Source organism: Acinetobacter sp. YH12106 (assembly GCF_013418995.1).
Classification (GTDB): domain Bacteria; phylum Pseudomonadota; class Gammaproteobacteria; order Pseudomonadales; family Moraxellaceae; genus Acinetobacter; species Acinetobacter pseudolwoffii.
The window spans coordinates 355,470-370,523 of the sequence record NZ_VPAV01000001.1; the positions used below are offsets into that span (position 1 = coordinate 355,470).

Below are 15,054 nucleotides of genomic sequence, written 5' to 3' on the forward strand. Positions count from 1 at the left end.
TATCCATGTTCCAACAAGAAATTTCCCAACTCAATTTACCACAACTCAAAGCAGGCGAGAAACGCTGGTTAGGCAATCTGCAAGGTTCCTCGACGGCATTGTTGCTCAAAGAAATCGTGCAGCAGCAATCGCGTTTATTTATTGTGATTGCACGCAATAACCAGCATTTGGGTCAACTGGAAAGTGAACTGGAATTTTATGGGATTAAACCCACGATTTTTCCAGATTGGGAAATTTTGCCTTATGACCGCCTGTCTCCGCACCAGGATATTGTCTCGGAACGTCTGGCGATTTTATCCAATATGCCAAAAACTGGCGTGCTGTTACTTTCTGCCTCAACCTTGGCACAGCGTATCGCACCGACTTCATGGATTTTGGGTGAACATTTTGATATTCACGTCGGACAGAAATTCGATCTGGAACAACAGAAGAAAAAGCTGATTCAGGCCGGTTATCATCTGGTCGATACGGTTTATGATCCGGGTGAGTTTGCGGTACGCGGCAGTATCATGGATATTTATGCCTCGGGGCAGGAAGCACCGATTCGGATTGACCTGTTTGATGATGAAATTGAAAGCCTGAAATTTTTCGATTCCGAAACTCAGCGCACCACACAAAGTTTGCAACAGTTTACCGTATTGCCGGCACAGGAATTTCCGCTCAAGGAAGGCCGTGCGACGTTCCGTGACCGCTATGCCGAATTTTTCCCGACTGCCAATCCGAAGAAAAACCCGATCTATCTAGATGTGATCGAGGGCATTGTTTCACCGGGAATCGAGTTTTATTTGCCCTTGTTTTTCAGTGCTGAGGCCATGCAAGACCAAAGCTCACTTATTTCGTACTTACCAAAGAATGGCATTGTCATTACAGATCGGGCTTTAGACGAGAGTTTGACCCAATTCTGGCAAGATGTGGTGCGCCGTTATGAAGATCGCCGTCACAATGTTGATCAGCCGATCCTACCCCCAGACAGCCTGTTCTTTCAAACCAATCAGGTTCTGGAGCAGCTGAATCAATTTGCACGTATTATTGCCGCCCAAACGCCTTTTGACCAAAAAGCCGGCGTGTTGAACCTCGATACCCAGTTGCCACCACGTCTGCCTGTCGATCCAAAACGTGAAAAACCATTTATTGAAGTCAAAAAATATATCGATCAGGCCAATCATCCGGTGCTGCTGGTGGCCGAGAGTGCCGGACGCCGTGAAAGCTTAAAAGATGCGTTACGACCAAGTCTGGGTGATATTCCGACGGTTGATAACTTTGAGAGCTTTATCACCTCCCTGTATGCGATTGCGATTACCAATGCGCCTTTAGAGCGTGGTCTGGTGCTGACCGATCGTGTCAGCATTATTTCTGAAAACCAGCTCTATGAACATCGCGTGGTACAACGCCGCCGTAAACGTCAGCAGGAAGTTTCAGAAGAATTTCTGATTCGCAGTCTGACTGAACTGACCATGGGCGCGCCTGTGGTGCATATTGATTATGGAGTGGGGCGTTATGCCGGTCTGGTCACCTTAAGTATTGATGATCAGGATCATGAATTCTTGCAGCTGGATTATGCCGATGCGGCCAAAGTCTATGTGCCGGTGACCAATCTGCATTTAATCAGCCGATATAGCGGTGGTGATCCGGATCTGGCACCATTGCATAAGCTCGGGACAGATGCATGGAATAAAGCCAAACATAAAGCGCTGGAACAGATTCATGATGTTGCGGCCGAGTTGCTGCATATTCAGGCACGCCGTGTCTCTAAACCCGGCATCAGTTTTGAAATTGATCAAAGTCTGTACATGCAGTTTGCTAGTGGCTTTGCCTATGAAGAAACACTGGATCAGGCCAATGCGATTGAAGCCACGCTGCATGACATGCAACAAGCCAAACCGATGGATCGACTGGTCTGTGGTGATGTCGGCTTTGGTAAAACGGAAGTGGCGATGCGTGCTGCATTTGTTGCGGTACAGAATAACCGGCAGGTGGCGATTCTGGTGCCGACCACCTTGCTGGCACAGCAGCACTATGATTCATTCAAAGACCGCTTTGCCGATTGGCCGGTCCGGATTGAAGTGCTGTCACGTTTCGGTTCTTCCAAAGCACATACCAAGACCATTGACGACCTGATTGAAGGCAAAGTGGATATCGTGATTGGTACGCATAAAATTTTGCAGGAAAATGTCCAGTTTAAAAATCTTGGCCTGATGATTGTCGATGAAGAACATCGCTTCGGAGTACGTGACAAGGAGCGGATCAAGGCGATGCGTGCCGATGTGGATATGTTGACCCTGACAGCCACTCCAATTCCGCGTACACTAAATATGGCCTTTAGTGGCATGCGTGATCTATCGATTATTGCCACACCGCCGGCACGCCGTCTTGCGGTGAAAACCTTTGTGCAAGAACATACCGATGACACCATTAAAGAAGCGATTCTGCGTGAACTGTTGCGTGGTGGTCAGGTCTATTTCCTGCACAATGAAGTCGATACGATTGACCGTGCCGCCGAGCATATCCGTACATTGGTGCCGGAAGCGCGGGTGATTGTGGCCCACGGGCAGATGCGTGAACGTGAACTGGAGCAGGTCATGCAACAGTTCTATCATAAAGAATACAATGTTCTGGTGTGTTCGACCATTATTGAAACCGGGATTGATGTCCCGAATGCCAATACCATTTTGATTGAACGTGCAGACAAACTGGGCCTGGCACAATTACATCAGCTCCGTGGCCGAGTCGGGCGCTCGCATCATCAGGCCTATGCCTATTTAATGGTGCCGTCTTTAAAAGCCTTAAAAGGCGATGCCGAAAAACGTCTGGATGCGATCCAGCGTGCTTCGACCTTGGGGGCCGGATTTATGCTGGCCACCGAAGATCTGGAAATTCGCGGGGCAGGTGAATTACTCGGTGAACAGCAGAGCGGTTCAATGCAGGCGATTGGTTATAGCCTATATATGGAAATGCTGGAAAAAGCCACCAAAGCCATTCAAAAAGGTAAAACCCCAAACTTCGATGCACCCTTGTCATTGACCGCAGAAATTACCCTGCATATGCCAGCGCTCATTCCGGATGATTATCTCGGAGATGTGCATCAGCGTCTGTTGTTCTATAAGCGTATCAGTAATACTGATACTCAGGAAAAACTGGACAATATCCGGATGGAATTGATCGACCGTTTTGGCATACCGCCACAACCGGTCAAACAGCTCTTTGCCGTACATCAGATTCGTCTCAAAGCCGAGCAGCTTGGCATCACCAAAATTGATATTAGTGCTCAAGGTGGGCATGTGGAATTCGCGCCAGATACCCCGGTTCAGGCCATGACCATTATCCAGATGATGCAGAAACATCCAACCTATTTCCGGATGAATGGCGGGCAACGTCTTAAGGTCATGGTCATGCTGGAAGATTACCAAAAGCGGATTCAGTTTATTCAGGATTTGCTGGACAGTCTATTGAAAGAAGTGGGCTAATTTGATTTAGACTAAATCAGTTTAAAACTTCATGATACATTTCATTTTCATTGAAATTTTCAGGAATGATAAACCAGATTTTTTAATGAAATGTTCGAACAAATTCTCGTGATGCGCCTTGCAACAAATCATGAGAATTTGTCTTTAAACACATTGCTTTCAATATTCAGCTTCGGTTGGATATGTTAGTATTAGCCATCATTCTAATTTTGCATCATTTATAAAGATATGTTTAGTTTGCATCCACAACTTGCTCAAGATACTTTTTTTGTAGGCGACTTTCCTTTGTCAACATGTCGTTTGATGAATGATATGCAATTTCCCTGGCTGATCCTGATTCCACGTGTGCCGGGTGTCTCTGAATTATATGAATTGAGCCAAGCTGACCAAGAGCAGTTTTTACGTGAATCAAGCTGGTTATCAAGCCAGCTGGCACGTGTTTTCCGTGCGGATAAAATGAATGTCGCGGCATTGGGCAATATGGTTCCGCAATTGCATTTTCATCATGTGGTTCGTTATCAGAACGATGTAGCATGGCCGAAGCCTGTTTGGGGTACACCAGCTGTTCCTTATAGCAGTGAAGTATTAGCACATATGCGTCAAACACTCATGCTGGCGCTACGTGGTCAAGGCGATATGCCATTTGACTGGCGTATGGACTGATTAGCCCCAAGTATTCCGAGATCTATGAACGATTGCGGATTTCAGGGAGTGACTGAATGCAATTAGACGACTGGATTCAAAAAGAACCACAACAGTTTGAATATTTTCATCGCTTGATGGGCTATATCATGCTGTCTCTGGTTTTGGTCGTCTTTCATTACACTGAACCGGATACTCAGTATCAGCTCTTTGTTCCTGTGTTTTTATTCCTGATTTTATTGATTAGCTCGAAACTGTCGCGCTGGTTGATCTATCGCCATGATTATCGTATTCGGCGCAATGTTCTTTTTCTGATTGATGTTATTGTCATTGTAGTGGTTTTAGCCGCAGTACAGCTGGATTTGGTATTGTCCTTGCTGGGTTTGGTGGCAATACTCTATACCGCGATCAGTAATAAAATTTCATTGATGATGGCTTCTCTGGCCAGTCTGGTCGGGATCACCGTTTTTTATCTGGCCAATATTCTGGTCTTTGGTTTTGGGACTTATTTTGAACCGACAAGCAGTGAACTAACGGTTTTAGGCTTCATCTGCCTGATTACCTATTTTGGTGTCGGAAGTTTTTATCAGAGTGGTCGTGTGCAGTATATGACCCAGAAGAAAAATCATTATTTTGAACAGATGAACCGTTATATGGAATTTGCCAATCAGCTGAGTCGTTATGCGCCTGTGCAGTTGTGGCAATCCATCATGAAAGGTGAATCTGAAGCGAAAATTGAATATAAACGTAAAAAGTTAACAATTTTCTTCTCGGATATTCAAGGCTTTACAGAACTGTCTGAAACGCTTATTCCAGATGATTTAGCATTCTTGCTCAATGATTATTTGCGGCACATGACCGAAATCGCCAAAAATTATGAAGCGACTGTCGATAAATTTATGGGTGATGCCATCCTGATTTTCTTTGGTGATCCAAACTCTGAAGGCGTAGAGCAGGATGCCAAGAACTGTATGGAAATGGCGATTGCCATGCGTCAGCAAATGAAACTGCTGCGTGAGCGCTGGATTAAAATGGGTTATCCGCCACTGCATATCCGTATGGGTATTTCGACCGGTTATTGCCACGTCGGGAATTATGGTGCGACGCATCGGATGGCCTATACCATTGTAGGACGGGATGCCAATCTGGCAGCGCGCTTACAGAGTGCAGCTGAAGTGGATGAAATCCTGATTTCAGAAGATACTCATAATCTGATCAAAAATGATTATTTATGTGCGCCGAAGAAACCAATTTTCTTGAAAGGCATTAAAGCACCGGTAAGAACCTGGCAGCTAATGGAAAAATATGCATCGCAGAAAATTGAGTATCAACGTTGGTTCGACTATGAATATAAAGGCTTTCATTTACTGCTCAATCTGGACGAAGTACAAAACTTTGAATATCCAGAATTGATTCATGTACTGGAAAAAATGATTAAACGCATTGAAACTCAGCAGAAATTGACCAACTCTCAGGGCATCGTCAAGCTTAAACTTGAAGATGAAGTGATTGAGCATCTTCAACCACAAGACGAATTTGAATCACTCAAAGACTCCAAAATAATTTAATCATTCTCATAAATATAAAAAACCACGTCTAAGCGTGGTTTTTTATATGATCTTTCAAGAAAAATCTTAATGATTTTCCGAAGCGTGATTGATGGTGTATTTTGGAATTTCAATTTCCAGATCTTCATCGACCAGTGTGACCTGACAAGAAAGACGCGAATCAGGTTCCAGACCCCAAGCGCGATCCAGTAAATCTGCTTCTACATCATCCATTTCTTCGAGGCTGTCGAAGCCTTGACGTACCACAACGTGGCACGTTGTACATGCAGCTGACATATCGCAGGCATGTTCGATTTTAATGCCATTTTTGAGCAGGCTTTCGCACAGGTTGGCATTGTGTTCGACTTCAAACTCAGCACCTTCGGGGCAAATCTGCGCATGTGGAAGAACTTTAATACGTGGCATAGTCGTTACCTTAAATTAGTTTGAGTTTGACCAGTCGTCGAGTTTAGTGCCCTTAAGAGCGGCATCAATATGTTGATTCATACGTGCTGCTGCAAAAGCATCACTATGTATTTTAAGCTGTTCAACTGCAGATTCAATCGCTTTGATGTCTGAACCTTGAAGCTCGGTTTCAAGTTGTGCCTGTGCAGTTTGCAGTGCTGCCAGTTGCTCTTCAGTCAACAGAGCGGCATCTACTTTTAGTGCCTGAACCAGTGCTTCCAGCTCACGCTGGGCTTCAACTTTGGTTTCATTCAAATGACGCAGATTTTTATCTTCCTCGGCAAATTTATAACCGTCAAGCAACAGGCGCTCGGTATCTTCACCAGATAAGCCATAAGATGGCTTAATATCAATTTGCGCATGCACGCCAGATGTTGTTTCTTTGGCAGATACCGTCAACAAACCATCAGCATCGACCTGGAAAGTTACTTCGATACGTGCCTGACCGGCTGTCATTGGTGGAATGTTATGCAAGACAAAACGACCCAGACTACGACAATGTTCAACCAGATCACGTTCACCTTGAACCACATGGATCAACATGGCAGTCTGGCCATCTTGATAGGTAGTAAATTCCTGACGACGTGCTACAGGAATGGCAGTATTACGTGAAATCAGACGTTCCACCAGTCCGCCCATGGTTTCAAGACCAAGAGACAATGGGGTCACGTCTAATAACAATGAACCATCGGTTGAGTTGCCTATCAGTTGGTTTGCTGTAATCGATGCGCCAATGGCAACCACTTCATCCGGGTTAATCGTGCACAGCGGTTCTTGGCTAAATACGTCACCAACTGCTTTTTGTACGGCATAAGAACGGGTTGAGCCACCCACCAGAACCACATTTTGAATGTCATCCAGTTCAAGCTTGGCATCACGCATCACACGTTTACATACGCTGATGGTTTTGTCCAAAGCAACTTTAATGATTTCTTCAAAGGTTGGACGGTCAAGGTTTAAAACTTGATCGAGTAATTTGAGTTGAACTGAATCTGCATCAGACAAAGCTTCTTTGGCCTTACGTGCTGCCACAATAAAATGTGCATATTCAGCATCATCTAAAGTTTCGATGTTTAGCTGTTTCTTGGCCCATTTCAAAATTAAACGGTCCAGGTCATCACCACCGAGGGCAGTGTGGCCACCAGTCGCAAGCACTTCAAACACGCCTTGCGAAAAACGCAAAATCGAAACGTCGAAAGTACCGCCACCCAAGTCATAAATCACATAGTTGCGATCTGTACTCAAGTTGCTTTCCTGATCGAGGCCATAAGCCACAGCAGCAGCGGTTGGCTCATTCAATAAACGTAAAACATTCAAACCGGCAAGCTGGGCAGCATCTCGGGTTGCCTGACGCTGTGCTTCATCAAAATACGCTGGAACGGTAATCACTGCACCATTCACCGGATTTTTCAGACTTGCTTCAGCACGATCTTTGAGCTGCTTTAAAATTTCTGCAGAAATTTCAACCGGAGTTTTACGACCTTGTGCGGTTTCAAAAGCCGGCATTTCATTCGCTTCGCCGACCAAGGCATAAGGATGCTGGAATTTGATATCCGCTTGAGAGCGCCCCATGAAACGCTTGACTGAAACGATGGTATTTTTAGGATCGCTGGTAATAAAAGGCGCGGCTTCATTACCATATTGAGTCTGCTGTTCTGCATAATGCACGATAGAAGGAAGTAGCACACGACCTTGTTCGTCATTCAGCACTTTGGCTTTACCTGAAAGAACCGTGGCAACCAAAGAGTGGGTGGTGCCTAAATCGATACCAATCGCAATGCGGTGTTCATGTGGTGCACTTGATTGACCTGGTTCTGCAATTTGCAAGAGAGCCATAGTGTTACATCCTTTGCACGTTAAATATTAAAAATTAGAAATCATCATCAAGGTCAAAGCTGTCATCGTCCAGGAAGCGGTCTTCCGCCTTGTCGATATCTGCCATGACTTTAACAAAGAAGCGTAGTTTACGCACTGTATCGCGTGCTTCAGCCCAGTCTTCATCGGTATAGTCAATTTTAAACTCACGAACCAGACCGTCAATCCATTGCTGTACTTCAACTTTCAGTGAAGTTAAATCTTCAGCAGAGGTGGCATCGTCGAGTTGTTCACGAATTTCCAGAGCGTCCTGCAAGAATTCAAAATCACTGATCGATTGATCTAAGTGATAATCCTGTTTCTTGAGGGATAATAAATACGCTGCACGGCTATCGACCGCTGACAAAACTTTAAAAGCCTGATTGATATCACTTGATTTAATCAGGGCCTGATCTTTGTCTTCAGCTTTATCGGGATGATATTGTTGCTGTAACTTTAAAAATTCAGTTTTTAAAGTTGCCAAATCAATATCGAGTGCTACTGGAAGATTGAACAGCTCAAAATGATTCATGGGAGATGGGGTCCGCGATTAATGTGCAAAAATAACTGTATAAATGCAATTAAAACAGTGTGAAACACACTGTTTTAATGTCAAAAGAGAATAACTGCCGGGTTTATACAGTGAAGGATTCACCACAACCGCATTCGCCTTTTTTGTTGGGGTTGTTAAATTCAAAGCCTTCGTTCAAGCCGTTTTTAACATAGTCCATCTCCATACCTTCAAGATAAACCAGACTTTTCGGATCAATGAATACTTTAACCCCAAACTGCTCAAATGCTTGGTCATGTGTATCGACTTCGTCAACGAACTCGAGTACATAAGCCAGACCAGAACAGCCTGAAGTTTTCACACCAACGCGAATGCCTTCACCCTTACCGCGATTTTTTAAATAATTGCTGATATGAGTTGCAGCATTTTCAGTTAAATGGATCATGAAAACTCCGTTAAAATTTCAAAACGTGGAACAATTAAGCTTTAACTTTCTTGCTACGGTAGTCTTCTACAGCTGCTTTAATTGCATCTTCTGCAAGAACAGAGCAGTGTACTTTTACTGGTGGAAGTGCCAGTTCAGTTGCAATATCGATATTCTTGATTGCTTGAGCTTGATCCAAAGTTTTACCTTTGAGCCATTCAGTCACCAAAGAACTTGATGCGATTGCTGAACCACAACCATAGGTTTTAAAACGTGCTTCTTCAATTACGCCTGCATCGTTGACTTGAATCTGTAAACGCATCACGTCACCACATGCGGGTGCACCAACCATACCCGTACCAACGTTTTCAGCATTTTTATCTAAAACGCCAACATTACGAGGGTTTTCGTAATGATCAATTACTTTTTCGCTATAAGCCATGTTGCTTCTCCAAACCTCGGGGTCAGCCTTAGTATTATTAAATATGGGGGTTAAAAAACTTTTCTCAATGAGATAGCAACCGATTGGTCACTATCTCAGAATGAAGATTAGTGCTCAGCCCATTCAACTTTAGAAAGGTCGATACCTTCTTTAAACATATCCCAAAGCGGAGAAAGTTCACGTAACTTCTCAACAGCAGCTTTAGTGATACTCAATACATGGTCGATATCTTCTTCAGTGGTGTATTTACCAAAGCTGAAGCGGATCGAACTGTGTGCAAGCTCGTCTGAAAGACCCAATGCACGAAGTACATAAGAGGGTTCCAGTGTTGCAGAGGTACATGCTGAACCTGAAGATACCGCAGCATCTTTCAAGGCCATCATCAGTGATTCACCTTCAACAAAGTTGAAGCTGATATTCAAGTAGTTCGCTACGTTTTGTGTAGGATGACCATTCAAGAACACCTGTTCAAGGTCTTGTACGCCATTCCAAAGCTTGTCGCGAAGTACACGTAAGCGGGTTTGTTCAGCTTCCAGATTCTTGCCTGCAAGTTCGAATGCTTCACCCATCCCCACGATTTGATGCGTTGCCAGCGTACCTGAACGCATACCACGTTCATGACCGCCACCATGCATTTCAGCTTTAAGGCGTACACGTGGGCTACGACGTACAAACAGGGCACCAATACCTTTGGGGCCGTAGATCTTGTGCGCAGAGAAGCTCATCAGGTCTACTTTTAAAGTTGAAAGATCAATTTCAACTTTACCTGCCGCTTGTGCTGCATCGACATGGAAGAAAATTTTGTTGGCACGAGTGATTTCACCAATCGCTGCAACATCAGTAACCGTACCGATTTCGTTGTTCACCATCATCAGTGAAACCAGAATCGTATCTGGACGAATTTCTGCTTGAACCATTTCCGGAGTAATTAAACCGGTTTGCGGCTGTGGTTCAATATAGGTAATCTCAAAACCTTCAGACTCTAACTCACGGCACGTATCTAAAATTGCCTTGTGTTCGATTTTAGAGGTAATGATATGTTTACCTTTCGATGCATAGAAATGAGCCACACCTTTAAGCGCAAGGTTGTCTGATTCGGTTGCACCTGAAGTCCATACGATTTCACGTGGATCAGCTTTAATTAAATTAGCGACCTGTTCACGTGCATATTCAACTTTTTCTTCTGCTTGCCAGCCATAAGCATGTGAACGAGATGCAGCATTACCGAAGGTACCTTCGAATGTTAAACATTCCATCATACGTTCAGCAACCTGAGGATCTACCGGAGTCGTAGCTGCATAATCAAGATAAATCGGACGTTTCATGTCAAATACCTGTAACCGATAAAAGGGCTGAATCAAAGGATGCTGAATTTTGGCGTAATGACACTGTTTGTACATTGTCACGTGCAACCAGATCAGCAAGCGAGATTTTTGCTAAATAATCGGCAATGTGGTGGGAGAGTTCCTGCCATAAATCATGAGTCAAGCACATCGCACCATTCTGGCAGTTGCCTTTATGGTCACAGCGAGTCGCATCAACTGTTTCGTTTACAGCTTCGATAATTGCTAACACAGTAATTTCATCTGCATTACGTGCTAAATGGTATCCACCATTTGCTCCACGAACACTTGAAACTAAGCCATGGCGCTTGAGTTTCGCAAATAACTGCTCAAGATAGGCAACAGAAATAGTTTGACGTGCCGCAATTTCGGCGAGCGTAATCGTTTTTTCAGAAGGCTGCAAAGCTAGATCAAGTAGAGCAGTCACAGCGTAGCGACCGCGAGTGGTTAGGCGCATGATTCGATACACATGGTTAGACTAGATGTGTCGATTTTAAGAATCCCGACTAAATTAGTCAAGTTATTTTTAGTAGACCTTAGTGGGATTTAATTTTTTCATAATGAAAGATTTAGATACTGAGCCAATTATACACTAATAACGTAATCAAAAGTATGCTACTCAGGCCAAAAACAATATTAATGCGCTTTTGACGGCGTTCGATCCGTTTCAGGCGGTTTTTATACTGTTTGACTTCTACCTGCAAGGTATTGATCTTGGAACGCTGCTCTTCAATTTTCTTTAAGAGTGGTGCTATACGCTTTTTGGACGCAATAATTTCCGTTTCATCAGTGGGTGTTTCAGACAGCCAGTGTTTCCAGTCGGCTAATACTTTTGGCAAGCTGAATACGGTTAATAAATCACGAAATTCGTCTTTCAAAACCTGATGACCATCAATGCGCATACTACGAATGCTACGACGATTGCCAAAAATAAAAATTTTGATCAGATCGGGAAGTGTGGTACGCACATCCAGATCTACAATGCGACCCGGTGCTTTATGGTCAAATAAAAGACCATTTGTGGTGAATTGCACATAAAAGTCGAAATATGGAATATAGCTATTGATTTTAATCGAGATATTTTCATCTACAAACTTCTTGGCTTGTAATGCAACGACACGATCATGCTTGAGAATGAAGGTAAATATTGTTTCTAAAACAATTAACGTCATCGTAAGCAACAAATGCGGTTGATTTTGACTTTGTTGCGATTCGCTCATATACAACCAATCCTTACCTGAAATATAAAGTGAAAAAGCTTCCTGCCTGTGAAGAGATTTCAGGGTTAAATCAAATTAGACTTGAAATAAATTGCTTTGTAGAACAGTTTAGCAAATCTATCAAGTACTAAATTTGCTATTATGCAGTGATTTTGTAGAATAATTTATAATAATTGAGCAGAAAACAAACAGGAGCCGTGCACATGGACAAGTCAAAAACAGCACAAGACTCAGCTGAAGCTTTAAACCAGAAAACAATGAAAGCCAAGTCCAAATCTGCCTCGGAGCGCAAATCGGCTCTTGATTTTCGTAAATATACCAAACAGATCTGGCTGGCTGGACTGGGAGCATTTTCACGTGCCGAAGAAGAAGGCAATAAACTGTTTGACTCACTGGTCAAGGTTGGAGAAGAACTGGAGTCTAAAACTGCAGATATTGCAGATCAAACTGTAGAAAAGGTCTCAGAAAAGGCCAAAGAGTCGGTCACAGAGACCAAAGATAAAGTGGAAAAGCTGATCGACAACTCTGTTCATCACTCATTGAATCGTATAGGATTAGTCACACTCAAGGATGTACAACATTTGGAACGTTTAATCCTTCAGTTACATGCCAAAGTTGATCAGTTGACTGCGGAACAAGAAAAAATGCAGGAAGAATTGTCGAAAAAAACACAAATAAAATGACTTTATTTATTATTCAATGTTTTTTTCGCATATTTTTTGAAAAAAAAGAGGTTCTTAAGTATTGCGTTTATACCTAAAGCATTGCTATAAAGGCGTTATGGCATGTTAAACAAATTCTTGAACCTTAAATAAACGATATTAAGAGGACGTAATCTTCATGAATAAATCAGAATTAATTGATGCAATTGCAGAGAAAGGGGGATTATCTAAGGCTGACGCAGGTAAAGCTTTAGATGCTACAATTGCTTCTGTTACTGAAGCTTTAAAAGCGGGTGATACAGTTACTTTGGTCGGTTTTGGTACTTTCGGTGTAAAAGAACGTGCTGCACGTACTGGCCGTAACCCACAGACTGGCGCTACTCTTGAGATCAAAGCAAGCAAAGTGCCTAGCTTCAAAGCGGGTAAAGGCTTAAAAGACGCTGTAGCTTAAGCTTACCCAGCGATGAAACGCGCCTTCTTTGGCGCGTTTTTTATTGATAAAATAAATTGTGATGATTAACACATTCATTCAATGGGTATTTTCGGTTAAAATCCTTTGCAAATAAAATATTGGAATACTTATGGAAGCTTTTCGTAAAGTTATTAAGGGTTGGTTGGGTAAAGTTTTACTCGTTCTGTTTTTGACCCCGTTAGCGCTTGTAGGTATTGAAGGATATTTTAGCGGCGGGAGCTCTGATGCGGCAAAATCCGTGAACGGAACTGAAATATCTCAAAAAGAATTAGAGTCACTGACGAAATCATTTAAAGAACAATATCTCAGTTATGCCAATGGCGATGAAACCTTGCTGAATCAAAGCTTCATTGACCAGAAAGCCATGGATACTTTGGTTTCACGTACCTTATTGCTACAACAGGCAGAAGAATTAGGCATCAGCCTGAGTGACCAGCAAATTGTACAGATGATTGCCCAGCAGCCGACTTTCCAGCAAGATGGGAAGTTCTCTGATGCTTTATATGAGAACTATCTTAAATCAATTGGCATGACCAATCGTGCTTTAGTCGAAAGTTTGCGTAAAGATCATGCGCTGAAAATGCTGTCTTCGACATTCTTGGACTATCCACTGGTGAGTCCGGTCGAAATGCAGCAAATTGCCGATTTACAGACTGAACAGCGTCATATTCATATTTCCAGTATTAATCTGGACAGTTATAAACAAGATGTCAAAGTCAGCGATGCTGAAGTCGCTGCCTATTATGAACAGCACAAGGGATCGTTTACACAGCCGACCAGTGTCGATGTAGACTATGTGGTGTTGAAGCCAAGTGATATTCAAGCACAGGGTTTGGCAGTGACAGATGCTGAACTTCAGGAAGCGTATACAGCCTTTGTTGCGACACAAAAACAGGCAGTTAAACCAGAGGTGAAGCATATTTTGATTACGGCGGACAGTCGTAGTGATGCTGAAGCACAAAAACTGGCTGCAGAAGTGGCAGCGAAAATTAAAGCCGGTAACACTTTTGCACAGGCTGCAGCACAATATTCTGAAGATCCTGAATCCAAGTCTAAAGGCGGAGCAATTGCAGTCTATGAAACTGGCGTATTTGGTAGCACATTTGACCAGACTGTTAGCTCTTTAAAATCAGGTCAGGTCTCTGCTCCTGTGAAAACAGATTATGGCTATCATATTATTTCTGTGCAATCACCTGATGTGGCTGTGCCATCTTTTGAGTCACAAAAAGCACGTTTATCTGAAGAGGTTTTGGCTGCTAAAAAATCCAATGCATTCTCCGATACGGTGAATAGCTTGAATGATATGGTGGTGGGAAGTGATTCTCTGGAGGTTGTTACACAAGAAGTGAAAGGCGTGCAGGTTCAGAAAGCCCAAGGAGTAAAACTTTCAACCCGTGACCCAGTGTTGAGCGATGCCAACCTTAAAGTCAAACTGTTTAATGATGATGTCAAAAATGGTGATCGTAATGCTTCATCAAGCATTCAGTTGGCCAATGGTGATGTGGCCTGGATCAAGGTGCGTGACTATCATGCAGCTGGTGAACAAACACTGGCAGAAGCGAAACCGCGTGTTCAGGCTCAATTGATTGAAGACAAAGCCGCTGCTTTGGCAAAAGCAAAAATTCAGAAAGCTCTGGATGAGTTCAAAACCAAACCTGCTGCATCAGTCGCCAAAGGTGCTTTGATTTTTGAAGATGCTGGCGTGTATACCCGTGCTGAAGGTTTGCTAAAACGTGATGTACAACGTGCCGCTTTTAGTCTTCCGACACCAAAAGCAGGCCATTGGTCAGTGACCACAGCGAAAATGCCAAATGAGCTGGTCGTGGTTGCGGTATCAGAAGTAAAGAAAAACCCGGTGGATGTATTGAGTGCAGAGCAACGTAGTGAGTTGGTGAAGTTGTATCAGCAACTTCGTGGTCAGCAAGAATTTGATGACTATACGCGCTACCTGAAATCTCAGGCAAAAATCAAATAAGACGATCTTGAATAAAAAAACCAGCCTGCGGGC

14 protein-coding genes are annotated in these 15,054 nt (G+C 43.3%); 6 read left to right on the forward strand and 8 right to left on the reverse strand.

The features are described 5' to 3' along the window. Positions 1-5: 5 nt before the first annotated feature. The 3 genes from mfd (at position 6) to FTU45_RS01840 (ending at position 5,674) form a co-directional block, all read left to right on the forward strand. Positions 6-3,464, forward strand: a complete 3,459-nt coding sequence (mfd, locus tag FTU45_RS01830) for a transcription-repair coupling factor (protein ID WP_180075810.1) — start codon at positions 6-8, stop codon at positions 3,462-3,464. 228 nt (positions 3,465-3,692) lie between these two features. Beyond that, entirely contained in the window at positions 3,693-4,127 is a 435-nt protein-coding gene (locus FTU45_RS01835; RefSeq protein WP_004646760.1) for an HIT domain-containing protein, read from the forward strand. Positions 4,128-4,183: 56 nt separating this feature from the next. Further along, positions 4,184-5,674: an adenylate/guanylate cyclase domain-containing protein gene (locus FTU45_RS01840; RefSeq protein ID WP_100328685.1), complete on the forward strand. Its 1,491-nt coding sequence runs from the start codon at positions 4,184-4,186 to the stop codon at positions 5,672-5,674. 66 nt (positions 5,675-5,740) lie between these two features. Here the strand turns inward: FTU45_RS01840 and fdx are convergent, their stop codons facing one another. From fdx to FTU45_RS01880, 8 genes are all read right to left on the reverse strand, one after another. After that, on the reverse strand, positions 5,741-6,079 hold the full coding sequence (gene fdx / locus FTU45_RS01845) for an ISC system 2Fe-2S type ferredoxin (protein WP_005171126.1): 339 nt from the start codon (positions 6,077-6,079) through the stop codon (positions 5,741-5,743). Between the two features lie 15 nt (positions 6,080-6,094). Next, the gene (gene hscA / locus FTU45_RS01850; RefSeq protein ID WP_074382839.1) at positions 6,095-7,954 is read right to left on the reverse strand and encodes a Fe-S protein assembly chaperone HscA; all 1,860 of its coding nucleotides are present in this window, start codon (positions 7,952-7,954) and stop codon (positions 6,095-6,097) included. Between the two features lie 34 nt (positions 7,955-7,988). Then, a complete protein-coding gene (gene hscB / locus FTU45_RS01855; protein ID WP_005096765.1) occupies positions 7,989-8,504 on the reverse strand; it encodes a Fe-S protein assembly co-chaperone HscB in 516 nt (171 codons plus the stop codon). A gap of 103 nt (positions 8,505-8,607) precedes the next feature. Further along, positions 8,608-8,928: an iron-sulfur cluster assembly protein IscA gene (iscA, locus tag FTU45_RS01860; protein ID WP_005096766.1), complete on the reverse strand. Its 321-nt coding sequence runs from the start codon at positions 8,926-8,928 to the stop codon at positions 8,608-8,610. Positions 8,929-8,962: 34 nt separating this feature from the next. Further along, positions 8,963-9,349 carry a Fe-S cluster assembly scaffold IscU gene (gene iscU / locus FTU45_RS01865; RefSeq protein WP_005096767.1) on the reverse strand — a complete coding sequence of 129 codons (387 nt, stop codon included), beginning with the start codon at positions 9,347-9,349 and terminating at the stop codon, positions 8,963-8,965. Positions 9,350-9,456: 107 nt separating this feature from the next. After that, positions 9,457-10,674, reverse strand: coding sequence for an IscS subfamily cysteine desulfurase (locus tag FTU45_RS01870; protein WP_005171123.1), 1,218 nt, complete (start codon positions 10,672-10,674; stop codon positions 9,457-9,459). 1 nt (position 10,675) lies between these two features. Next, complete coding sequence (locus FTU45_RS01875; protein WP_005171122.1) at positions 10,676-11,149, reverse strand: Rrf2 family transcriptional regulator; 474 nt, start codon at positions 11,147-11,149, stop codon at positions 10,676-10,678. A gap of 112 nt (positions 11,150-11,261) precedes the next feature. Next, positions 11,262-11,912, reverse strand: a complete 651-nt coding sequence (locus tag FTU45_RS01880) for a hypothetical protein (RefSeq protein WP_005171121.1) — start codon at positions 11,910-11,912, stop codon at positions 11,262-11,264. Positions 11,913-12,115: 203 nt separating this feature from the next. On the opposite strand from FTU45_RS01880, the gene FTU45_RS01885 reads away from it, so the two are divergent. The 3 genes from FTU45_RS01885 (at position 12,116) to FTU45_RS01895 (ending at position 15,021) form a co-directional block, all read left to right on the forward strand. Next, complete coding sequence (locus tag FTU45_RS01885) at positions 12,116-12,595, forward strand: phasin family protein (protein WP_005096772.1); 480 nt, start codon at positions 12,116-12,118, stop codon at positions 12,593-12,595. Between the two features lie 157 nt (positions 12,596-12,752). After that, positions 12,753-13,025 carry an HU family DNA-binding protein gene (locus tag FTU45_RS01890; protein WP_004786051.1) on the forward strand — a complete coding sequence of 91 codons (273 nt, stop codon included), beginning with the start codon at positions 12,753-12,755 and terminating at the stop codon, positions 13,023-13,025. A 130-nt stretch (positions 13,026-13,155) separates the two neighbouring features. Continuing rightward, entirely contained in the window at positions 13,156-15,021 is a 1,866-nt protein-coding gene (locus FTU45_RS01895) for a SurA N-terminal domain-containing protein (protein WP_005096773.1), read from the forward strand. Positions 15,022-15,054 lie beyond the last annotated feature (33 nt).

Bases quoted from the DNA above. Each gene is read 5' to 3' on its own strand.
- FTU45_RS01885 (WP_005096772.1), top strand. From the start codon at position 12,116: ATGGACAAGTCAAAAACAGCACAAGACTCAGCTGAAGCTTTAAACCAG.
- FTU45_RS01895 (WP_005096773.1), top strand. From the start codon at position 13,156: ATGGAAGCTTTTCGTAAAGTTATTAAGGGTTGGTTGGGTAAAGTTTTA.
- hscB (WP_005096765.1), bottom strand. From the start codon at position 8,504: ATGAATCATTTTGAGCTGTTCAATCTTCCAGTAGCACTCGATATTGAT.
- FTU45_RS01870 (WP_005171123.1), bottom strand. From the start codon at position 10,674: ATGAAACGTCCGATTTATCTTGATTATGCAGCTACGACTCCGGTAGAT.
- FTU45_RS01890 (WP_004786051.1), top strand. From the start codon at position 12,753: ATGAATAAATCAGAATTAATTGATGCAATTGCAGAGAAAGGGGGATTA.
- FTU45_RS01840 (WP_100328685.1), top strand. From the start codon at position 4,184: ATGCAATTAGACGACTGGATTCAAAAAGAACCACAACAGTTTGAATAT.
- FTU45_RS01835 (WP_004646760.1), top strand. From the start codon at position 3,693: ATGTTTAGTTTGCATCCACAACTTGCTCAAGATACTTTTTTTGTAGGC.
- fdx (WP_005171126.1), bottom strand. From the start codon at position 6,079: ATGCCACGTATTAAAGTTCTTCCACATGCGCAGATTTGCCCCGAAGGT.
- iscU (WP_005096767.1), bottom strand. From the start codon at position 9,349: ATGGCTTATAGCGAAAAAGTAATTGATCATTACGAAAACCCTCGTAAT.
- hscA (WP_074382839.1), bottom strand. From the start codon at position 7,954: ATGGCTCTCTTGCAAATTGCAGAACCAGGTCAATCAAGTGCACCACAT.
- FTU45_RS01880 (WP_005171121.1), bottom strand. From the start codon at position 11,912: ATGAGCGAATCGCAACAAAGTCAAAATCAACCGCATTTGTTGCTTACG.
- mfd (WP_180075810.1), top strand. From the start codon at position 6: ATGTTCCAACAAGAAATTTCCCAACTCAATTTACCACAACTCAAAGCA.
- iscA (WP_005096766.1), bottom strand. From the start codon at position 8,928: ATGATCCATTTAACTGAAAATGCTGCAACTCATATCAGCAATTATTTA.
- FTU45_RS01875 (WP_005171122.1), bottom strand. From the start codon at position 11,149: ATGCGCCTAACCACTCGCGGTCGCTACGCTGTGACTGCTCTACTTGAT.